The following is an 18,785-nucleotide window of genomic DNA, read 5'->3' as shown; positions in this document are numbered from 1 at the left end:
GTTTACTGGTGGGGATGAATATGTCGTCCCCACCAATTCATCAATTCAATTCTTGCGTGTAAATATGTTGAGCGATTGTAGGCTTTTCGTACTTCATTTCTATCTGAATGAGCAAGAGCAGCCTCAATTACATCAGCATTAAAACCGGCTTCATTCATTGCCGTACTTGCAATCGAACGTAAACCATGTGCAACCAATTTCCCACCATAACCTATTCGCTTAAGTGCAGCATTGGCAGTTTGGCTATTCATAGGTTGTTTTGGATTATTTCTGCTGGGAAAAACATGTTCTCGATGTGCACTAATAGGTTTCATCACATCCAGAATTTCTAATGCTTGTGGTGATAAAGGAACAATGTGTTCACGCTTAGCCTTCATTCGTTCGGCGGGAATCGTCCAGAGTTTGGCATTGAGATCGATCTCTACCCACCGAGCACCAGAAGCCTCAGAAGGGCGCACTAGGGTCAGAAGCTGCCATTCAATAAGACAGCGAGTCGGAACAGACAGATTCGACATGACCAGGGAACGCATAAGCTTAGGTAATTCTTCTGGCCGTAGCGTGGGCATATTTTGCTTTTTGGGTTTCTCAAAAGCCATTCCTACACCCGAAGCCGGGTTGGCATCTATCAGACCGGTATTAACCGCATAAATCATTATTTCGTTAATACGCTGAACTAGGCGACGAACCGTCTCTAATGCGCCACGTGCTTTGATTGGCTCCAATGCTTCAACAATCGTTCTGGCCTTTATATCCTGAACGGGCATCGCACCGATTGCCGGGAACACGTCTTTATCCAAAGAACGCCAAATATCCTTTGCATAATCCTCTGTGACACTTCTGCTTTTAATCTGGAACCAGTTAGCGGCCACAGTTGAGAAAATGCTGTCTAACTCAATCTGGCGTTGTGCTGACGCTTGCTCCTGTTGCTGTTGTGGATCCATGCCTTGCGCGAGCGTGGTTAAGTGCTGGTCGCGTATCTGACGAGCTGCTGCGAGTGTAAGGGCAGGGTATGAGCCGAGACTCAAATTTGTGCGGCTGCTGCTTCCCGGTCGTTGATAACGGAAGCGTCAGAGTTTTTTACCGGAGGTTTTGACGAGTAAGAACAGGCCATCACCATCATGCAGGGTGAAGTCTTTTTCGCGGGGTTTCGCTTTGAGGATTTCGTTGTTAGTGAGGGGGCGTGTAATGCGCGCCATGTCTGGATCCCTTCCATAATTGGTACACGTTTAATGGACCACAGTATAGCGTGTACCTAAACGTGTACCAATTTTCTCTGGATTTAGCCGGATGTTCTCGGACAACGACAGACACAAAAAAGCCCGCAGGGCTTGTGCCGTGCGGGCTTTCTGTACTTCACCGGACGTATCCGGATCATCATTTGGTGGAGCTGGCGGGAGTTGAACCCGCGTCAAAATTTATATAATCTTTTGTAAAATATACGTTTTTTCTATTGTTTTTGATCCGCGTATACTTCGCGTACACTTTGCCATTTGAACTTAAACATGCTGCCGTCGCTACATCATGACATGTTATTTTTACTTCTCATTTTCAAAGTCATCACGAATGTTAATTAGATCTGTAATCAAAGCGCCAACTTTAGTTGAAGGATTTATCGAACCGTCTTTTTTGGCGGCATCTTCGACTCTTTTAGCATTGATTAATGCCGTATCGAGCCGATCTTGCAATTTATTAAATACACCTGATGCCTTTTTCTCATAATCTGGCATGTATTTTTTTAACTCAGCTAGCATTTGTGCGCCTTCACTTTTGCCTTTCTGAGGTGAAAATGATTTTCGGGTGTATCCAAAATGTAGTATCAGCCAGTACTCGAAACATGGTATGGAAGTTATAGCAACAAAAATCCCTTTTGGATTTAAGGAATTAATCCTGCTAAGAGCTTCATCATAGTTAGGGTGAGCGTCTCTATCAAAGACACAATAAACCTTATCATAAGGGTCGCTCCTTTTTTTTTCCGTATTATATTTTTCTTTTGCCCAAGATACCACATTCATAGGGCTTGAGCCGCACTCTCCAGAAATCTCAACTATGCTTGCCGTGCTTATACGGCAATGTTTTATAAAATCTGTAAAATATGCGGGCTCAGTCTTCTCTCCCTCACAGACGATAAGAATTTTCTTCATTTGAGCTCGTGCTTTACTAACTCGTTTGAATTCATTATTACGCCGAGCCTTTCTTTTTTTGAACAGATCTTCGCTTCCCATTAATATCTCTCCCATTTCCCAATGAGTGGTAAAGCCCCATATCTACCGTCAAGATAAGAAGCTTCTAAATTCTCCCTTCCTTTTCTTGGACTAAAATCCGTAAGTGGGAAAAGATTTGTTTGCTTTGAATTGTCTTTTTCTACAAACCAAATCTGATCTCGTCTGAAAACATCTTGATTTAAAATAGACGTCTCATGAGTTGTAAAGATTAACTGGGCACCATTCTTATTGATATTTTTATCGTGAAATAAACCTACAATAAACTCAACTAATTTGGGGTGTAAGTTATCATTTAATTCATCAATAAACAGGATGTTTCCTGTCTCGAGTGAATGTGATAAGGGACCCGCGAAACTAAAGATTTTTCTAGTTCCATGCGATTCATCTTTTAAATCGAATGGAATTGGCTCTCCATCCTCATTATTATGAAGTGTTTTAATGACATATTCTTCCTTGCCTTGCATATTCTTAATCACTAGTTCCTTGATGGCTGCAGGCATATCATCAGGAAGAGCATTGGGATTGAATTTTTCTTTTGTTACATGAATGTCATCAATACCTACATCGGCAGCTTTTAAAAAATTGAGAATCTCATCTTTCTTATCATTTAAGCATTGCTTTGCACTGTAATCACTATCCCAGCCTGTTAATTCAGTAAATTTAACTTTGTAATAAAACCAATCGTATACAGGTTTTAGTTGTACACTGTTTAATTGTACCGCTGTAGAAAGAAAGAGCGCATTAGGCCTAGTTGATTTCAACCATGTTTGTTTTTCTCCTGTCAACGATGGCCCCAACTCCCATTCATGGGTTTGTTTTTCTTCATCCCATAGACGTAAAAACCATTTTTGTGGTCTGCCTTTGGGGAATGCAAATAACCATTCGTCGTGAATAAAATCTTCTGTTGCAGAAAAACCATACTGGTATCTGATGCCTTCGGAAATAAAGTTAATTTCAAATTCAGATGGTTGATTAATCTTCTTTGAGTCTAGTCTAAAAGGCGTGATATCAAGTTTATCACCACTTTTATAACCTGTAGCAGACCGGACAATAAGTTCAGCCATAGTTGTAATAGCGTTAATAATGTTTGATTTTCCGGCAGCATTAGGGCCATAAATCACAGCACTTTTAAGCAATTCAAGAGATTTAGGTTCATCAATACTGAACAGATTATTAGGCAAATCGTTAAGTTTTGATGCAACTAAACTCAGTGTTTGTTTCTCTGAAATAGATTTATAGTTTTGTACTGTAAACTCAATCAACATAATTTATACCCTTTTAACTTCCCATAGCTTAAAAACCACTAAAAGTGATTTTATAGCACAAATTTGACAAAAAACGTCAAATCTTTGCATTTAATGCACACTAAAACCATTGTACACTATCCTCATCATCCTGCTAACATTCTTGTAAGCTTTACTGTTTTGCGAAGGGGGGCTAGTGCTATCGGGCGTTTTACTTCTCAATTTTCATGTTCTCCGGATTTTTTGATACTTGGTCCTTACAAGCTGTCTTGCCATCATAGTCTACGAGATACGAACCATAATGCCTGAAAAGCATTTCCGGCCCTTTATGCCCCATTTGAGCTGCAAGCCAAAACAGATTTGCTCCTCGGCTGATATGGCTGGTGGCGAATGTATGCCTAGTTTGATATGGATTTCTGTATCGAATACCTGCTTTCCGTAATGTTGGCACCCATGCTTTTTTCCTGATTGCATCAGCACTTGCCCAAGGCTTATTGGTCTTTGGGTCTTCAAAGACAGTAGCATCCTTCATGAATGTAAATGGCTTCTGATTTATCAGCGCCAACATTGCCTCTTCTGTCAGTTCAACTTTACGAGTACCTGCTTTTGTCTTTGTCCCTTTGATAACACCGACAACACTTGCGCTCTGGACATGGGCAGTTTTTCCAACAAAGTCGATATCACGCCATCGAAGGGCACATAATTCAGAACTACGCAGGCCTGTATGTATAGCGAACCGGAACAGATTCTCCCATTGTTTGTTTCCGGCTGCTGCTAGTAATGCATCAACTTCTGTTGGTGATAGCGGATCAACCACGTAGCTGCTTTCTGCTTCTGACTTATCACTTTGGTAGCGCGAAGCAGTTACCAACGATACGGGGTTAATTTGAAGTACCCCATCGGTTACGGCTTCATCAAGTGCTGACCGCAGGAAAGATAACTGGTTGCGAATTGTTTTTAAGGTCGTTTTCTGGCTTTGAATCCACGCTTTCAGGATTGCTGGTGTTAATTCACTTGCAGGGCAAATGTGGAGTGAGGCTAACGCACTACGGCATTTTTTATAACCACCAATCGTAGATGGTGAAAGTTTTCTCGTTTCGCAGATTTCAAGGTATTCGTCCAGGTACATTTTTACCGTTTTGCCTGCAGCAGCATTACCAAAAATTTTCAAACGAGCAGAACGGGGAAAATATTCCGCATAAATGAATGTTCCCCTTTCGATCTTATTATGAATTTCGCCGAGTGTGCGCTCGGCGTATTTAATGTTCTTTGGTGTTACTTCCAGATTGGAAAGTGGCTCACGACATTTAACTCCTTTGTAGGTGAAAGTTATATTGATCGTTTCTCCCTGACGGTGTTTTCTGATTGTTACGCCGCGCGGTAGTTTGAGCAGTTTTGTCTGGCCCATTTTGCAACCTCACTAAGATCAATCCACCTCTCCTTAACGCCTTCAACCTTTAAAACCTGAACACCTTCACGCCAAACACCGCGCTGTACACGTTTGTTTATTGCTTCAGGAGTTTCGCCAGTTTCTTTGCAATAAGTTGAGATAGGAACGCAATCGAGGTTCAGCATATGTTTCTCCACTTAGCCCGCTGCACACGGGCAGTAAAATCAAATTTCAGTCCTGATAATTAATTTTGTTCTCTGGTTGCTACCTGTTTAATTGGCCTGATGCTGTCCAGGAGCAGACGGCGGCGCATGTTTGGCGCACCCCAACGGTAACCAGTCTTTTTGTCGTAGGATTCACAACGTCCGGCAACCCAGGACGTTTCAGTGGAATGTAATTTCATCCGCTTTTCACCGTCTCGGGTGATAACAATTCCTGTATGAGTTTTTATCACGCTCATTTCTTATTCTCCGGTGCTTTCGGCATTACTGCCCAGTGAGTGATATTGACGTTTTCAAGGTCCCCGACCTGAAATGTCCACTGCCATTCTCCGGTTTCTTTTTGTCCCCAGGTGTACCAGAGAGAACGCCAGCCAATTAGCCAGCCTTCTCCGTTAGCATCGAATAACAAAACACTTTCATTTGCTGGTGGCAGTTCAGTTGACACTGGTATTACTTTGTTTTCCTGTGCTGCACATTTAGCTTCAAGCGCATCGAATTTACGCACCAGGTATTCAGCATCTGTTTCATTCACTTTCAGATCTCGCGGTACACATCTCCCATGAAGAAACCCTTCCATTTCGAAAACATTCATGCGCATTTGCGTAACTCCGATAACTCGTTAAAACGTTCCATAAACATCCCGTAGGCATGGCCCGGTGCCTGTGGAATCACTTTGAACATCTCTGTTGCCGGGATACCTTCCAGTACAGGCCAGAAAGAGCCATCATCAAGCCCGAGATCGCGGCGTTCGGTTGCCAGCATAATGAGATCGGCATATTTCACTGGCGTGCTCATAACAGGAGGTAACCCGTATTTCTCTCGGATTACGGCGTCTATTTTTTCTTCCATCCGTTTATAGTCAGGAAGAAGTCGTTTCAGTGGTGCGGGGATGTCCTGGCAATATGCTTCTGTTGCATCATGCATTAAAGCTTCAAAAGCAAATTCCTGCGGCACCAGCTGGCTGCAAAGCACCGCATGTTGGGCGACACTGTAGAAGTGTGAAAGATGTCCTGCAAAGCGACAGATATTTGAAAGGGAAACCGCGATATCGTTAATAACGATGTCGTCTTTATTTATCCTGTCATAATAAAAATGCTTCCCGGAAAAAGTTTTAATAAATGACATTTTGTTCTCCACGTATATGCGCTGCACCGCGCTGAATTCGGGTAAAAGGAAGCCCTCACCGTCCGGCGATTATTGAGTCAATTACATTTCCATAAATGCCCCCGTAGGGGCGGTTAGTTTCTCCACAAAACAGAGAAGAACACCTGCGGTGGCAGCCGCCCGGATGGATTGGGTTATGAGCCTGTCGTCCGGTGATGCTCTTCTCTGTTTTGTAAAAAGAGCGGTACCAGCCGGAAGCAAGGGTACAAGCTGGTACCGCCAGGACTACACACAGCATAAAGTTGTGGTGCCGGGTGCCTCCCGGTGCCTGGCGAAGGTTGCACACCAGGCGGGTGGGTATCCACAGAAGGTCGACTGTCAGCCTCAACCTTAACCCGCGTGCGCTGAGCCGCATTCACCACAACGCTAAGGATTCTCTCTGGTTGAAAATACTTAGCTGTTATGTGCCTGCTTTTAGCCACATCAGGCGAGGTGGACCTAGTTATTCCCCAACAACAAGGATTCGGTTAATCTGGTTATCCCCAACAACGCAAAAGGAAAAGAAATGTCCGGTAATATCTATACGCTGTACAAATCCCACTGTGAAAATGTTGGAAAGTATCGGGGCATTGAAATCAGTGGGGTAGTGTCATCAGTCGAAATAAGCAAAGTTGAATCAAGGGCAACATTACTTACTCTTTTGGACCTTGTCTTACATGAGCACCGGAAGAAATTCGGCACTCCCTATAATCAGTTGAATGGGAAAAAGGCTCTGGTTCACCTTATTCTGATGAAGCATCACTGGATGCCAAAACAGATTAATGAGATGAAATTTGATGAACTTCTTCTTTCAATTCAGGATGAACTCACACTTGATAAAATAAGCGTAACCGCCCAGAAATTTTTAGATTATCGAGACTGGAGATCACAAATTCATCACTTTGATGATTTTGACGAAAATGAATGGGATCCTAATTTGTCTGCACAATATCTAAAGTAACATCCTGTGATAAAACCGTGATTTCCTGATCCAGTTTTTTTAAGGAGTCTATTGTTTCCTGTCGATAAGACAGCACTTCACGAAGCTGGTTTATAGCTGCCAGCTTCTTTGTCATCCACTCATAAATTTCCTCATCTGTGTAGCCAGGCGCGACGATTTTGGGTTCTGTTTTGTGCATTTCACATCTCCTCAAGTTATCAGTTACTTGTTGATGGGGACCAGATTGTTAAAGAGCTAAGCGTCCTGTAGGGCGCTTTTTTGTTGCTAACGAATCATCCTGGACTTCATATGCCCCAGGCGGATACTTCGTGGGCGTCCTGCCTGTTTGTTGTTTCTCTTGGGTACATTATGTATCTCAAAGGTACATTGTCAAGTATAAAAAAACCTGCCGAAGCAGGTTCATAAACATTGATTAGGCTTTGATTTTGTATCTTCTTGGTTTTCCTGAGAAAATCACAGTTCCAATTATAGAGCAATTACCGTTGATCTTAATGTAAGGCTCAGGCCAGTTTGGGTTTAACGCTTTGAGATAACGCTGTGTCCCATCTTCTATCAACCTTTTGAAGGTGGTTTCACCTGTATCGTGCATCAATGCAATAACGTCGTCACCGTGGCAGGCAGGTACTTCAGGATCGACAAAAATCATGTCTCCCGGGCGGTACTCATCAATCATTGAATCACCTATCACCCGCAAGATATAAGTCATTTCCCCACAGGGTACAGGGCAGGGATACGTTTCTGCTGTGCTCAAATCAACCTCAGAATATCCAACTTCTTTCCATGCTCCGGCCTGTACCCATGATATGACAGGGACTAATGTGATTTGTTTATTAGTGATTGAAACATCAGGTTTTTTTGTGATGTTCGTTGTCTGGTGTTCTTGATCGAGCCATCCGACAGGCAGGTCGAAACATTTTTCGATGTGTCGTGCCATGCTGTCACCGATATTTTTAGTAGCACCATCTCCCATAAACCTGCTGGTCTGGGTTGGCTCGCGATCAATCATAGTGGCAAAGGAAGAATTCCCGCCAACACCATCTCTCAGTTTTCTGGCGTTAGACCGCCGGATGTCATGGATTGTTTTCATAACGAAATTAAAACCCTTGTACCGTTAAGGTACAAGTATCTTGAAGGTTCATTTTAATCATGTAATATGTACACCGGAGGTACATATTGTATGAAAGCGTATTGGGACTCTTTAACCAAAGAACAGCAGGGCGAGTTGGCCGGAAAAGTTGGCTCAACACCTGGCTACTTACGGCTGGTTTTCAATGGCTATAAAAAAGCCAGTTTTGTGCTGGCTAAAAAACTTGAGCAATGCACGTCAGGTGCAATTACGAAATCTGACTTAAGACCGGATATCTATCCGAAAGATTAGCAGAACACTTTCAATTTTTAACCACAGAACGATGAGGCTAATCGTGGGTAAGCATCACTGGAAAATAGAAAAACAGCCTGAGTGGTACGTGAAAGCTGTCAGAAAAACTATCGCGGCGTTGCCGGGTGGTTACGCTGAAGCGGCTGACTGGCTGGATGTAACAGAGAACGCATTATTTAACCGCCTTCGTGCCGATGGCGATCAGATTTTCCCGCTGGGATGGGCAATGATTTTGCAACGTGCTGGTGGAACTCACTTCATTGCTGACGCTGTGGCGCAGTCTGCAAATGGCGTCTTTGTGTCTCTTCCTGACGTCGAGGATGTGGACAACGCCGATATTAACCAGCGTCTGCTGGAAGTCATTGAACAGATCGGCAGTTATTCAAAACAGATTCGTTCAGCAATTGAAGACGGTGTAGTGGAACCGCATGAGAAGACAGCAATTAACGACGAGCTGTACCTCTCAATTTCGAAGCTGCAGGAGCATGCAGCACTGGTCTACAAAATTTTTTGCATTTCAGAAAGTAATGACGCCCGCGAGTGTGCAGCTCCGGGCGCCGTGGCGTGTCGTGACTGTGGAGAAACTAACGCATGAACAGTTTAACAACACACTACCGTCGCTCGCAACTGATTGCGCTTCCTGTACCGGGTGGAAAAGCGAAGGTGGAGTATTGCTATGCAGTAAATGTACCAGGTGGCAGGGTAATTGTAACCCACAGCTTTGCAGAGTGGGCTGTGGGTGATTTTAACCGGCAAAAGGAGACAGTCCTTTGCGACAAGTTAACCGCTGGTTCAAAGATCACTACGGAGTACCCGTCAGAGTCATTCGTTGGGAGCCGGAAACACAACGGGTTATCTACCTCCGCGAAGGCTATGAGCATGAATGCTTCAGTCCGCTCGAACAGTTTCGTCGTAAATTCAGGGAAATAGAGGTCGGTCATGAGCACTAAATTAACCGGCTATGTATGGGATGGTTGCGCTGCGTCAGGCATGAAATTATCCAGCGTGGCAATTATGGCCCGCCTGGCTGATTTCAGTAATGACGAAGGTGTGTGCTGGCCATCAATTGAAACCATTGCCCGTCAGATTGGCGCGGGGATGAGTACCGTCAGAACGGCTATCGCACGGCTGGAAGCAGAAGGCTGGTTAACGCGTAAGGCGCGTCGCCAGGGTAACCGCAATGCGTCGAATGTTTATCAGCTTAACGTTGCGAAGCTTCAGGCAGCGGCATTTTCTCAATTGTCAGATTCTGACCCGTCAAAATCTGACGCATCAAAATCTGACCCGTCAAAATTTGATGCGTCGAAATCTGGCAAAAAAGCGGGTTTTCACCCGTCAGAATCTGGCGGGGATCCGTCAGTAAAATCAAAACATGATCCGTCAGATAAAAAAACTTCTCGTCCGGACGCTTCGCAACCGGACACGCAGACGGCTGAACAGGAGTTTTTAACTCGCCATCCTGATGCGGTTGTATTCAGCCCTAAAAAGCGCCAGTGGGGAACGCAGGATGATTTGACCTGCGCACAGTGGCTCTGGAAAAAAATCATCGCCCTGTACGAGCAGGCCGCCGAATGTGACGGCGAGGTGGTTCGTCCCAAAGAACCGAACTGGACAGCCTGGGCAAACGAAATTCGCCTGATGTGTGTGCAGGATGGTCGTACTCACAAACAAATCTGCGAGATGTACAGCCGCGTCAGCCGCGATCCGTTCTGGTGCCGTAACGTGCTCAGTCCGTCGAAGCTGCGGGAAAAATGGGATGAGCTTTCCCTGCGCTTATCGCCGTCCGTCAGCACGTACACCGAAAAACGCGAAGACCCGTACTTCAAAGCCAGTTACGACAACGTGGACTACAGCCAGATCCCGGCAGGATTCAGGGGGTGATCATGAGTCTTTTGAATGAAGTTCAGAAATACATTGAAGCCCATCCGGGGTGTACTTCCGGAGACATTGCGGATGCTTTTGCTGGTTACTCACGGCAGCGCGTTCTGCAGTCAGCAAGCAAGTTACGTCAGAGTGGGCGTGTGGCTCACCGTTGTGAAGGGGATACACGCAGACATTTCCCGCGCCTGACTGAGAGAGCGCAGGAGCCGGAACCACAACCAGTTCGTGAAACCAGACCTGCGCGCAATTTCTATGTCGGCACTAACGATCCCCGGGTGATTTTGTGCCTGACCCGCCAGGCGGAAGAACTGGAGTCAAGGGGCTTATACCGTCGTGCTGCAACCGTGTGGATGGCGGCATTCCGTGAAAGCCACTCCCAGCCAGAACGAAACAATTTTCTGGCGCGTCGTGAGCGGTGCTTACGGAAAAGCAGCAAGCGCGCTGCATCGGGTGAAGAGTGGTATCTGTCAGGGAATTACGTGGGGGCTTAATGAGTAATAAATATTGCCAGGCGCTGGTGGAACTGCGGAATAAACCAGCCCATGAACTGAAGGAAGTGGGAGATCAGTGGCGCACGCCGGATAACATTTTCTGGGGAATTAACACCCTGTTTGGTCCGTTTGTTCTGGATCTGTTCACTGACGGTGATAACGCCAAATGTGCCGCGTATTACACGGCGGAAGACAACGCGCTGGCGCATGACTGGTCAGAACGTCTTGCGGAGCTTAAAGGTGCTGCCTTTGGTAATCCCCCATACAGCCGCGCCAGTCAGCATGAGGGGCAATACATCACCGGCATGCGTTACATCATGAAGCATGCCAGTGCCATGCGTGATAAAGGCGGGCGCTATGTTTTCCTGATCAAAGCTGCCACCAGCGAAGTGTGGTGGCCGGAAGATGCAGACCATATTGCTTTTATTCGCGGGCGTATTGGTTTTGAACTGCCTGTCTGGTTTATCCCGAAAGACGAGAAGCAGGTGCCGACAGGAGCGTTCTTCGCTGGTGCTATTGCTGTTTTCGATAAGACCTGGAAGGGACCGGCAATCAGCTACATCGGGCGCGATGAACTTGAGACATGTGGTGAGGCGTTTCTGGCGCAGGTTCGCCAGCAGGCGGAAAAACTGGTCAGGGAGATGGCGGCATGACGACATTAACTCAATGCCAGCAGCAGGTGCTGGATATGCTGATTTCTTATCAGAAAGAACGTGGCTTCCCGCCAACCAATCAGGAGGTGGCTACCATGCTGGGATACCGTTCAGTGAATGCAGCGGTGGAGCATCTTCGCGCACTGGAGAAAAAAGGCGTCATCACGATAAAGCGTGGCGTGGCACGGGGGATAACGCTTCATACCGCGGTGAAGGACGACGACAGCGAGGCGGTCGGGATTATCCGCTCACTGCTTGCCGGTGAGGAAAACGCCAGGCTGCGTGCAGCCCACTGGTTACATGAGAGGGGCCTGAAAGTATGAAGCTGATCCTGCCTTTTCCGCCCAGCGTGAACACGTACTGGCGACACCCCAACAAAGGGGCGTTTGCTGGTAAGAGCCTGATAAGCGCGGCGGGGCGCAAATTCCAGAGCGCGGCGTGTGCAGCAATAGTTGAGCAGTTACGTCGTCTGCCAAAACCAACGTCGGCACCTGCTTCAGTGGAGATCGTGTTGTTTCCTCCGGATAACCGGATCCGCGATCTGGACAACTATAACAAGGCGCTGTTTGACGCCCTGACCCACGCGGGTGTGTGGGAAGACGACAGTCAGGTGAAAAGAATGCTGGTGGAGTGGGGACCGGTTATCCCGGAAGGGAAGGTCGAGATCACTATCAGTAAGTACGAGAAACCGGCGGGTGCAGCCGCCTGATTAAGAGGAGAAACGAAGTATGAATAATCTGATGGTTATTGATGGTATTGAAGTTCGTCGTGATGCTTATGGGCGTTACAGCCTGAACGATCTGCACAGGGCTGCCGGTTCTCTGGATAAACATAAGCCTGCATTCTGGCTCCGCAATGAGCAAACCGAACGTTTAATAAGCGAGTTGCAGATTTGCAACTCGGTCAATATAGCGCCAGTTAACGTTATTCGTGGCGGAAATAACCAAGGGACGTATGTCTGCAAAGAACTGGTGTATGCCTATGCAATGTGGATCAGCCCGTCATTCCATCTGAAGGTGATCCGTACTTTCGATATGGTAACCAGCACACCGGAAAAATTATCCGGGCAGGCTGCTGACAAGATGCAGGCTGGCGTGATCCTGCTGGACTTTATGCGCCGGGAGTTAAACCTGTCTAACTCTTCAGTGCTTGGTGCCTGTCAGAAACTCCAGGAGGCTGTTGGCTTACCGAATCTGGCACCGCGCTATGCCATTGATGCTCCTGCTGACGCGCCTGATGGCTCAAGCCGCCCCACGCTGTCACTGAGTGCACTGCTGAAGCAGTATGGTATCTGCCTGACAGCTAATCAGGCATATCACCAGATGGCGAAGCTGGGGATCGTTGAACAACGCGAACGATACAGCCGTACCGCGATTAACAACATCAAAAAATTCTGGTCGCTGACGGCGAAAGGCTGCATGTTCGGCAAGAACATCACCAGTCCTGCAAATCCGCGCGAGACGCAGCCGCATTTCTTCGAATCCCGATTCCCTGAGCTGTTAAAGCTGCTCGATACCGTTCATTGAGGTGACCGTGAGAGCACTACTGACCCCTGAAATTGCCCCGCGTATGGGGATCGTATTGTTCAGACCAGGTTCAGAGCTGATGCCCCTGTTTATGCAGGGGCGTGTCCTGCTGGAGCCTGAGCCGGAACGTTATTCATCTTTCGCCAGTGGTGCCGTTCCGGCGGCATCACAACCGCTGGCGGATGATCCTGCCGTTCAGGCCGTGTTCCGCAATGAGGCAGTGATCCGTCGTGCTGGTGGCGTGGAATGTCTTGAAAGCTGGTTACTTCGTGAAAAAGGCTGCCAGTGGCCTCATTCCGACTGGCACAGCGAGAACATGACCACAATGCGACACGCTCCGGGCGCAATCCGTCTGTGCTGGCACTGCGATAACCAGCTGCGCCATCAGTTCACGGAACGGCTGGAATCAATGGCAACGGATAACTGTGCCCGCTGGGTGTTGTCTGTTGTGCGTCGGGATCTCGGTTTTGATGACAGTCACGTTGTGACAATGCCGGAACTGTGCTGGTGGCTGATTCGTAATGATCTGGCGGATGCCTTACCGGAAAGTGCAGCCCGTAAGGCACTGAGATTACCGAAGCCTGTTGTGCCGTCTGTTACCCGGGAAAGTGACCTTGTGCCTTCGGTTCCTGCCACCAGCATCATCCAGGATAAGGCGAAAAAGGTGCTGGCGCTGAAAGTGGAGCCGGAGTCGCCGGAGTCTTTTATGTTACGCCCCAAACGTCGCCGCTGGGTTAATGAAAAGTACACGCGCTGGGTTAAGACACAGCCGTGTGCATGTTGTGGAAAGCCTGCTGATGATCCCCACCACCTGATAGGCCACGGTCAGGGGGGAATGAGTACAAAAGCGCATGACCTCTTTGTGTTGCCTTTGTGCAGAAAGCATCACGACGAGCTGCATGCGGATACCGTGGCATTTGAAGAGAAGTATGGCTCCCAGCTGGAGCTGATATTTCGTTTTATCGACCGTGCGTTGGCAATTGGTGTGCTAGCCTGATTTGGTGGAGAAAGTTGATGCGTGATATTCAGATGGTTCTGGAGCGTTGGGGGGCATGGGCGGCGAGTGATAGTTCAGGCGTTGATTATTCACCTATAGCCGCTGGGTTTAAGGGACTTCTTCCCTATACAAGCAAGAAACGCTTGGCTTGTTCGGATAGTGATGCCTTAATTATTGAAGGTTGTCTTGCTCGTCTAAAGCAAAAAAGGCCGGACGAACATTCGCTTCTTGTTGCCCATTACCTATACGGTATCTCTAAAAGAAAGCTCGCCAAGGCTCGTAAAAAAGATGAGAAATTGATACGTATAGAAATACAGCTAGCCGAAGGATTTATTGATGGCTGCCTTTCCATGCTAGATCTAACATTAGATTTGGACGTTTAATAATACGCCCCTGCATGGGGCGTATTATTTACTGGATGAATGACATTTGATTAATATATTTTATCAATAACTCTCTGGGTGTAGTACTCCAAAAATTTATGTGTTCATAATCAGTATAAACATTTGTGAATTTTTTAAGTTCTTCATCACTTTTAGGGGCAAATCGCTCATTAAGAGTAATACTGTCTTTAATTATTCCGAAGAATACAATGGATATTTCAGGGATTTGCGATCTTCTCTCATAAGAATAAGGTATTTCTTTTATGTTAAGCAGGTCTGCTAAATAAGATATAGATTCAGCGGTAATTTCTTGTTTTAGTTTTTCCTTGTTACCAAAGCAATGTATGAAGGCAGCTACGACAAAGATCATATTTATTAAAGGATTACTGCTTTTGTTCTCATCGTCGTTTAACAGTTGAAAAATGTTAAGATTGCGTGAAAATGTTTGTGTTTCACGTAATGATAAGTTGGTTCGTTGAATTAAATCACGGATAAAGTCACCTGATAATCTATTGATTTTATTCAATAACCTTGTTTTTTCTACAAGATAATCCCAATATATAACAGAGGCTTTACATACGTTGTGACCATTTATCAAACATGTATCTGGAAGCGTGATGGTATATTTTATAAACTTGTCAAGATATTTTTGTGAGTCAATGCTATAACCATAAATATGATTTATAGATGCTTTTAATTGTTCTGTGTTTGTAACTAAAATAAAAAAGACATTATTGATGTCAAAAATGTGTTTTATTGTTTCAATGACATTTGTTGAAAAACTCGGCTTACATCGGTCTAATTCATCAATTATAATTACGATTTTTTGATTTTTTGATATACTTTCGATGCAGGATTTAAGTGAATTTATGTTTTTCTCTGAGTCCATATGGTCTTCAAGCAAATTTTCAATAGTCCCATCTATTGCTGCATTGCTTGCTTTCTTCATCGCATCTTGGAATTCTTCGGCAACTTCACTAGCCTCCTGTCGTAAAAACCAACCTGCACCAGCTTTTAGTACCGTTTTTAAACCAAAGCGAATTGCAGGAAGAGATCTCTTAATGAAGTGTTGTTTTTCTTCCTCAGGCAAAATGCTGGCAATTGCAGAGGTTATGAGAAGTAATGGAGATTCTGCATGATCCCCTTTAAAGGCATCAATATAAACAACTTTAGATTCAGTTTCTTGCTCAATAATGAGATTTTTCAGTTTGATACTAAATTCTGTTTTCCCTGTTCCCCATGCGCCGTCTATTACCAGTGGTGAAATGTCTGCCTCTGGTTTTAGCAACTTGATGATATTTTCAGCGATGTTTCTTCGTTGGAACTCGTCACGTTCAGTGAAAGATAGTGTATCTAACATAATATAAACCTATTAACTCCTACAGTAAAAAACGAATAATACGACTTTGGGATTAAAAATCATTAACGCGGTCCGCAAAAATTCTTGTAATCTGTTAAGAGTGGTTACTTCGCCACACAGCTTAAACCCGCCGTCGAGCGGGTTTTGTCGTTTTTGTTGCTGGGGATTCGTTGGGCCTGGCCTATCCCGCAGTTATCCATTGGTTCGGCTCTTTGACGTTTCCGCTTCTGATTTGCGGTACATGATGTTCCCTCATTTTGCACCTGCTGTATCAGCGAGGTGAGAGATAACTACAAATGCCTCATAACCCAAATACCTGGTTGGAGTTGGTCCAGAGCTGGTGGCGTGGAGACACACCGCTGGGCGCAGTGATTATGTCGATTGTTATGGCTGGTTTACGTATTGCCTATTTTGGCGGTGGTGGGGGCTGGAAACGAAAAACACTCGAAATTCTACTCTGTGGCGCTCTGACGCTGACTTTTGCATCCGCTCTTGAGTATGTCGGATGGCCTAAATCACTTTCTGTTGCCATTGGTGGTGGTGTTGGGCTGATCGGTGTCGATGCTATTCGTGGGGCAGCAATGCGAGTAATCGGTAACAAATTTGGTAGCTCGAAGGAGTAATTTATGCAGGCACTAAATTCCCAGCGTAAAGCTTTCCTTGATATGGTGGCATGGTCAGAAGGAACGGATAACGGGCGACAACCGACACGTAACCACGGTTATGACGTTATTGTTGGTGGTGAACTGTTTACTGATTACTCCGATCATCCTCGCAAACTTGTCACGCTAAACTCCAAACTCAAATCAACAGCCGCCGGACGTTACCAGCTTCTTTCACGTTGGTGGGATGCTTACCGTAAACAGCTTGGTTTGAAAGACTTCTCCCCCAAAAGCCAGGACGCTGTGGCATTGCAGCAGATTAAAGAACGTGGCGCTTTACCGATGATTGATCGTGGTGATATTCGTCAGGCTATCGACCGTTGCAGCAATATCTGGGCTTCGTTGCCGGGCGCTGGTTACGGTCAGTATGAACATAAAATTGGTGACCTGATTGCCAGGTTTAAAGAGGTTGGCGGGGTGGTAAATGAAGTTGAGCTATAAGCTAGTTATCGCTGCTTTCTTCGTTACTATTATTGGTTCTTTCATCTGGTCAGCGAATCATTACCACAATCAAGCCATTGAATACAAAAAGCAGCGCGACGAAAACGCTATGGCATTACATTCGGCTATGGCGACGATCTCTGATATGCAGAAGCGTCAACGTGACGTAGCTGAACTTGACGCCAGATACACAAAGGAGCTTGCTGATGCTAACACGACTCTCGAAAGTCTCCGTACTGATGTCTCTGCTGGTCGTAAGCGCTTGCAAATCGCCGCCACCTGTGCAAAGTCAACGACCGGAGCCAGCGGCATGGGCTATGGAGAAAGTCCAAGACTTACAGCTGATGCTGAACTCAATTATTACCGCCTCCGAAGTGGGATCGACAAGATAACTGCACAGGTTAACTATTTGCAGGAGTACATCAAGACACAGTGCCAGAAATGAATCTATAGATGACACTCCACGTTCGTATAAGATAATGCTAAATTACTATTAGCTTAATCACAGGAGACGGACATGGAAAGAGGTGTGGTATTTAGTGCATGCGAATTACTTAAAACCGAGGATGGAAAAGGCATCCGTACAGGTAAATGGATTAGTCAATTAGAAATAAACTATCTATGTCTTTATTGGGATAAACTAGTTTCACCCACTAATAATATTATACATACAGCATTAAATAACGAGGATGAATTAGAAAAATGTGGATTGCTAACCAGACCTGTATATAGACATCATGGTTGTTTTGATGGCCAATATATGGCTGATTTTTATGCTGAAACTCATGCCAAAACAATAGATATACTTAGGCATGCGGATTCTTCTGTCGATTGGCGCATGCATTTTTTAAGTGACCAAATAAACTTGGTGCCTGAATTATCTAGAACCTCAGAAGTGATACGTTTTGAGCTAGCAAATTTATTACCCGTTCCCACAGAAGATGTGCACCTACATGATATTCTTGATTTCAAGGAAAGAAGAAAACCTGAATTAATCGCTTTACATGAATATCTTGATGAGCTTTACTTGGAAATAAAACGTTCTGGTGATATCAATCTTCAGAAAGCAAAAGCTCTTTCTAATCTTAAACAAGCAATAAAGGATATTGAACGCTTAAATTGTGAAGTGTGGAAAAGTCCAATAAAATTTAGCATCTCTACTTCCTTTGAGTTCGATTTTTCACAAATATTTAGTCTGGCGGGAACTGTTTTATCTATGTCAGTAGATTATCCTTATAATGTTATTGGAGGGGTAAGTAGTTTTGCTTATTTTTTGGGAGGATGCATAAAAATAAAGCCACAATTTCAACAAGTGTTATCATTAGGTAATGATAAATTAGTTTACATAAGCAAAGGAAAATCGGAGGGTATTATTTCCTGATTTTTGATTCTCATAATCAATGAATGTTTTTTGTGAATATACTTATTTTAACCCTATAAATAATCAAGGTAATAAAGTGCCTCCTCGTATCCCGAAAGCCTGCCGTGCTCGAGGTTGCCGTAATACCACCACAGACCCGTCAGGCTACTGCGAAAGCCACAAAAGCGAAGGCTGGAAGCAATACAAGCCAGGCCAGTCCCGACACCAGCGCGGTTATGGTGCGAAATGGGATGTTATCCGTGAACGTGTGCTCAAGCGTGACAAAGGCCTGTGTCAGTTGTGTTTGCGTGCCGGTGTGGTGCGCGAGGCGAAAACCGTTGACCACATCATCCCTAAAGCACATGGCGGCACTGATGTCGACAGTAATCTGCAGAGTTTGTGCTGGCCGTGTCATAAGGCGAAGACGGCCCGTGAACGGCTGAAGTAAGAACCAGTTCCCACTGCCAGAGGG

General features: G+C 45.4%; 27 protein-coding genes and 2 pseudogenes. 17 read left to right on the top strand and 12 right to left on the bottom strand.

Going from position 1 to position 18,785, the window contains the following annotated elements:
- Nucleotides 1-2 precede the first annotated feature (2 nt).
- The 9 genes and pseudogenes from ACJHW7_RS11495 to ACJHW7_RS11455 all read right to left on the bottom strand — a co-directional run bounded on the left by ACJHW7_RS11495 (nt 3) and on the right by ACJHW7_RS11455 (nt 6,603).
- Nucleotides 3-1,196, bottom strand: a pseudogene (locus tag ACJHW7_RS11495) (integrase domain-containing protein).
- A 339-nt stretch (nt 1,197-1,535) separates the two neighbouring features.
- Nucleotides 1,536-2,222, bottom strand: coding sequence for an RloB family protein (locus ACJHW7_RS11490; protein ID WP_032211342.1), 687 nt, complete (start codon nt 2,220-2,222; stop codon nt 1,536-1,538).
- Entirely contained in the window at nt 2,222-3,487 is a 1,266-nt protein-coding gene (locus ACJHW7_RS11485; RefSeq protein WP_044527605.1) for an AAA family ATPase, read from the bottom strand. The genes ACJHW7_RS11490 and ACJHW7_RS11485 overlap by 1 nt, the downstream gene beginning before the upstream one ends.
- Before the next feature lie 190 nt (nt 3,488-3,677).
- Nucleotides 3,678-4,874, bottom strand: a complete 1,197-nt coding sequence (locus ACJHW7_RS11480; RefSeq protein WP_054632495.1) for a site-specific integrase — start codon at nt 4,872-4,874, stop codon at nt 3,678-3,680.
- Entirely contained in the window at nt 4,835-5,041 is a 207-nt protein-coding gene (locus ACJHW7_RS11475) for a hypothetical protein (RefSeq protein WP_001331174.1), read from the bottom strand. The genes ACJHW7_RS11480 and ACJHW7_RS11475 overlap by 40 nt, the downstream gene beginning before the upstream one ends.
- 59 nt (nt 5,042-5,100) lie before the next feature.
- Nucleotides 5,101-5,316, bottom strand: coding sequence for a hypothetical protein (locus ACJHW7_RS11470; protein ID WP_001331173.1), 216 nt, complete (start codon nt 5,314-5,316; stop codon nt 5,101-5,103).
- A complete protein-coding gene (locus ACJHW7_RS11465) occupies nt 5,313-5,675 on the bottom strand; it encodes a hypothetical protein (RefSeq protein WP_063118231.1) in 363 nt (120 codons plus the stop codon). Before ACJHW7_RS11465 ends, ACJHW7_RS11470 begins: the two co-directional genes overlap by 4 nt.
- Nucleotides 5,666-6,202 carry a 5'-deoxynucleotidase gene (gene yfdR / locus ACJHW7_RS11460; RefSeq protein ID WP_000008235.1) on the bottom strand — a complete coding sequence of 179 codons (537 nt, stop codon included), beginning with the start codon at nt 6,200-6,202 and terminating at the stop codon, nt 5,666-5,668. Before yfdR ends, ACJHW7_RS11465 begins: the two co-directional genes overlap by 10 nt.
- Nucleotides 6,203-6,283: 81 nt before the next feature.
- A pseudogene (locus tag ACJHW7_RS11455) lies at nt 6,284-6,603 on the bottom strand (hypothetical protein).
- 143 nt (nt 6,604-6,746) lie between these two features.
- Here ACJHW7_RS11455 and ACJHW7_RS11450 point away from each other — a divergent pair.
- Entirely contained in the window at nt 6,747-7,181 is a 435-nt protein-coding gene (locus ACJHW7_RS11450) for a hypothetical protein (RefSeq protein ID WP_000016389.1), read from the top strand.
- Here the strand turns inward: ACJHW7_RS11450 and ACJHW7_RS11445 are convergent.
- Nucleotides 7,153-7,359 (bottom strand): hypothetical protein, encoded by a 207-nt coding sequence (locus tag ACJHW7_RS11445; protein WP_000549623.1) that lies wholly within the window; start codon nt 7,357-7,359, stop codon nt 7,153-7,155. The genes ACJHW7_RS11450 and ACJHW7_RS11445 overlap by 29 nt on opposite strands.
- Nucleotides 7,360-7,593: 234 nt before the next feature.
- Nucleotides 7,594-8,268 (bottom strand): LexA family protein, encoded by a 675-nt coding sequence (locus tag ACJHW7_RS11440; protein WP_000848748.1) that lies wholly within the window; start codon nt 8,266-8,268, stop codon nt 7,594-7,596.
- A gap of 90 nt (nt 8,269-8,358) precedes the next feature.
- Between ACJHW7_RS11440 and ACJHW7_RS11435 the strand changes: the two genes are divergently transcribed.
- From ACJHW7_RS11435 to ACJHW7_RS11385, 11 genes are all read left to right on the top strand, one after another.
- The gene (locus ACJHW7_RS11435) at nt 8,359-8,559 is read left to right on the top strand and encodes a YdaS family helix-turn-helix protein (RefSeq protein ID WP_000649477.1); all 201 of its coding nucleotides are present in this window, start codon (nt 8,359-8,361) and stop codon (nt 8,557-8,559) included.
- Nucleotides 8,560-8,602: 43 nt separating this feature from the next.
- Nucleotides 8,603-9,154, top strand: a complete 552-nt coding sequence (gene ymfL, locus ACJHW7_RS11430) for a protein YmfL (RefSeq protein WP_032141723.1) — start codon at nt 8,603-8,605, stop codon at nt 9,152-9,154.
- A 175-nt stretch (nt 9,155-9,329) separates the two neighbouring features.
- A complete protein-coding gene (locus ACJHW7_RS11425) occupies nt 9,330-9,509 on the top strand; it encodes a DUF4222 domain-containing protein (RefSeq protein ID WP_001250269.1) in 180 nt (59 codons plus the stop codon).
- Complete coding sequence (locus ACJHW7_RS11420; protein WP_000104967.1) at nt 9,499-10,440, top strand: helix-turn-helix domain-containing protein; 942 nt, start codon at nt 9,499-9,501, stop codon at nt 10,438-10,440. Before ACJHW7_RS11425 ends, ACJHW7_RS11420 begins: the two co-directional genes overlap by 11 nt.
- Nucleotides 10,437-10,931 carry a PerC family transcriptional regulator gene (locus tag ACJHW7_RS11415; RefSeq protein WP_072847818.1) on the top strand — a complete coding sequence of 165 codons (495 nt, stop codon included), beginning with the start codon at nt 10,437-10,439 and terminating at the stop codon, nt 10,929-10,931. Before ACJHW7_RS11420 ends, ACJHW7_RS11415 begins: the two co-directional genes overlap by 4 nt.
- Complete coding sequence (locus ACJHW7_RS11410) at nt 10,931-11,584, top strand: phage N-6-adenine-methyltransferase (RefSeq protein WP_059275986.1); 654 nt, start codon at nt 10,931-10,933, stop codon at nt 11,582-11,584. The genes ACJHW7_RS11415 and ACJHW7_RS11410 overlap by 1 nt, the downstream gene beginning before the upstream one ends.
- Nucleotides 11,581-11,907, top strand: a complete 327-nt coding sequence (locus tag ACJHW7_RS11405; RefSeq protein WP_000210164.1) for a LexA family transcriptional regulator — start codon at nt 11,581-11,583, stop codon at nt 11,905-11,907. The genes ACJHW7_RS11410 and ACJHW7_RS11405 overlap by 4 nt, the downstream gene beginning before the upstream one ends.
- Nucleotides 11,904-12,293 carry a RusA family crossover junction endodeoxyribonuclease gene (locus ACJHW7_RS11400; RefSeq protein WP_000767111.1) on the top strand — a complete coding sequence of 130 codons (390 nt, stop codon included), beginning with the start codon at nt 11,904-11,906 and terminating at the stop codon, nt 12,291-12,293. The genes ACJHW7_RS11405 and ACJHW7_RS11400 overlap by 4 nt, the downstream gene beginning before the upstream one ends.
- Before the next feature lie 19 nt (nt 12,294-12,312).
- Nucleotides 12,313-13,110 (top strand): KilA-N domain-containing protein, encoded by a 798-nt coding sequence (locus ACJHW7_RS11395; protein ID WP_020219063.1) that lies wholly within the window; start codon nt 12,313-12,315, stop codon nt 13,108-13,110.
- 7 nt (nt 13,111-13,117) lie between these two features.
- Nucleotides 13,118-14,107, top strand: a complete 990-nt coding sequence (locus ACJHW7_RS11390) for a DUF968 domain-containing protein (RefSeq protein WP_063118233.1) — start codon at nt 13,118-13,120, stop codon at nt 14,105-14,107.
- Nucleotides 14,108-14,121: 14 nt separating this feature from the next.
- Nucleotides 14,122-14,490, top strand: coding sequence for an antiterminator Q family protein (locus ACJHW7_RS11385; RefSeq protein WP_077943988.1), 369 nt, complete (start codon nt 14,122-14,124; stop codon nt 14,488-14,490).
- 28 nt (nt 14,491-14,518) lie between these two features.
- Here ACJHW7_RS11385 and ACJHW7_RS11380 read toward each other — a convergent pair whose 3' ends face one another.
- Nucleotides 14,519-15,850 carry a KAP family NTPase gene (locus ACJHW7_RS11380; protein WP_063118234.1) on the bottom strand — a complete coding sequence of 444 codons (1,332 nt, stop codon included), beginning with the start codon at nt 15,848-15,850 and terminating at the stop codon, nt 14,519-14,521.
- Between the two features lie 296 nt (nt 15,851-16,146).
- Here ACJHW7_RS11380 and ACJHW7_RS11375 point away from each other — a divergent pair, with 296 nt between their 5' ends.
- The 5 genes from ACJHW7_RS11375 to ACJHW7_RS11355 all read left to right on the top strand — a co-directional run bounded on the left by ACJHW7_RS11375 (nt 16,147) and on the right by ACJHW7_RS11355 (nt 18,761).
- Entirely contained in the window at nt 16,147-16,473 is a 327-nt protein-coding gene (locus tag ACJHW7_RS11375) for a phage holin, lambda family (protein WP_001120497.1), read from the top strand.
- A gap of 3 nt (nt 16,474-16,476) precedes the next feature.
- Complete coding sequence (locus ACJHW7_RS11370) at nt 16,477-16,953, top strand: glycoside hydrolase family 104 protein (RefSeq protein ID WP_016239924.1); 477 nt, start codon at nt 16,477-16,479, stop codon at nt 16,951-16,953.
- Nucleotides 16,937-17,398 carry a lysis protein gene (locus ACJHW7_RS11365; protein WP_000778468.1) on the top strand — a complete coding sequence of 154 codons (462 nt, stop codon included), beginning with the start codon at nt 16,937-16,939 and terminating at the stop codon, nt 17,396-17,398. The genes ACJHW7_RS11370 and ACJHW7_RS11365 overlap by 17 nt, the downstream gene beginning before the upstream one ends.
- 72 nt (nt 17,399-17,470) lie before the next feature.
- Nucleotides 17,471-18,334 carry a DUF6236 family protein gene (locus ACJHW7_RS11360; protein ID WP_021556491.1) on the top strand — a complete coding sequence of 288 codons (864 nt, stop codon included), beginning with the start codon at nt 17,471-17,473 and terminating at the stop codon, nt 18,332-18,334.
- 76 nt (nt 18,335-18,410) lie between these two features.
- Nucleotides 18,411-18,761: an HNH endonuclease gene (locus ACJHW7_RS11355; RefSeq protein WP_063118238.1), complete on the top strand. Its 351-nt coding sequence runs from the start codon at nt 18,411-18,413 to the stop codon at nt 18,759-18,761.
- Nucleotides 18,762-18,785 lie beyond the last annotated feature (24 nt).

The organism is Escherichia sp. WS1152, from assembly GCF_046487665.1.
In the GTDB taxonomy this organism is placed as follows: Bacteria; Pseudomonadota; Gammaproteobacteria; order Enterobacterales; family Enterobacteriaceae; genus Escherichia; species Escherichia coli.
This window is presented reverse-complemented; position numbering and strand designations above follow the sequence as displayed.

Excerpts from the sequence above, each read along its gene's own strand:
- ACJHW7_RS11490 (WP_032211342.1), bottom strand. The coding sequence starts at position 2,222 with ATGGGAAGCGAAGATCTGTTCAAAAAAAGAAAGGCTCGGCGTAATAAT.
- ACJHW7_RS11485 (WP_044527605.1), bottom strand. The coding sequence starts at position 3,487 with ATGTTGATTGAGTTTACAGTACAAAACTATAAATCTATTTCAGAGAAA.
- ACJHW7_RS11480 (WP_054632495.1), bottom strand. The coding sequence starts at position 4,874 with ATGGGCCAGACAAAACTGCTCAAACTACCGCGCGGCGTAACAATCAGA.
- ACJHW7_RS11475 (WP_001331174.1), bottom strand. The coding sequence starts at position 5,041 with ATGCTGAACCTCGATTGCGTTCCTATCTCAACTTATTGCAAAGAAACT.
- ACJHW7_RS11470 (WP_001331173.1), bottom strand. The coding sequence starts at position 5,316 with ATGAGCGTGATAAAAACTCATACAGGAATTGTTATCACCCGAGACGGT.
- ACJHW7_RS11465 (WP_063118231.1), bottom strand. The coding sequence starts at position 5,675 with ATGCGCATGAATGTTTTCGAAATGGAAGGGTTTCTTCATGGGAGATGT.
- yfdR (WP_000008235.1), bottom strand. The coding sequence starts at position 6,202 with ATGTCATTTATTAAAACTTTTTCCGGGAAGCATTTTTATTATGACAGG.
- ACJHW7_RS11450 (WP_000016389.1), top strand. The coding sequence starts at position 6,747 with ATGTCCGGTAATATCTATACGCTGTACAAATCCCACTGTGAAAATGTT.
- ACJHW7_RS11445 (WP_000549623.1), bottom strand. The coding sequence starts at position 7,359 with ATGCACAAAACAGAACCCAAAATCGTCGCGCCTGGCTACACAGATGAG.
- ACJHW7_RS11440 (WP_000848748.1), bottom strand. The coding sequence starts at position 8,268 with ATGAAAACAATCCATGACATCCGGCGGTCTAACGCCAGAAAACTGAGA.
- ACJHW7_RS11435 (WP_000649477.1), top strand. The coding sequence starts at position 8,359 with ATGAAAGCGTATTGGGACTCTTTAACCAAAGAACAGCAGGGCGAGTTG.
- ACJHW7_RS11420 (WP_000104967.1), top strand. The coding sequence starts at position 9,499 with ATGAGCACTAAATTAACCGGCTATGTATGGGATGGTTGCGCTGCGTCA.
- ACJHW7_RS11410 (WP_059275986.1), top strand. The coding sequence starts at position 10,931 with ATGAGTAATAAATATTGCCAGGCGCTGGTGGAACTGCGGAATAAACCA.
- ACJHW7_RS11405 (WP_000210164.1), top strand. The coding sequence starts at position 11,581 with ATGACGACATTAACTCAATGCCAGCAGCAGGTGCTGGATATGCTGATT.
- ACJHW7_RS11400 (WP_000767111.1), top strand. The coding sequence starts at position 11,904 with ATGAAGCTGATCCTGCCTTTTCCGCCCAGCGTGAACACGTACTGGCGA.
- ACJHW7_RS11395 (WP_020219063.1), top strand. The coding sequence starts at position 12,313 with ATGAATAATCTGATGGTTATTGATGGTATTGAAGTTCGTCGTGATGCT.
- ACJHW7_RS11380 (WP_063118234.1), bottom strand. The coding sequence starts at position 15,850 with ATGTTAGATACACTATCTTTCACTGAACGTGACGAGTTCCAACGAAGA.
- ACJHW7_RS11375 (WP_001120497.1), top strand. The coding sequence starts at position 16,147 with ATGCCTCATAACCCAAATACCTGGTTGGAGTTGGTCCAGAGCTGGTGG.
- ACJHW7_RS11370 (WP_016239924.1), top strand. The coding sequence starts at position 16,477 with ATGCAGGCACTAAATTCCCAGCGTAAAGCTTTCCTTGATATGGTGGCA.
- ACJHW7_RS11365 (WP_000778468.1), top strand. The coding sequence starts at position 16,937 with ATGAAGTTGAGCTATAAGCTAGTTATCGCTGCTTTCTTCGTTACTATT.
- ACJHW7_RS11360 (WP_021556491.1), top strand. The coding sequence starts at position 17,471 with ATGGAAAGAGGTGTGGTATTTAGTGCATGCGAATTACTTAAAACCGAG.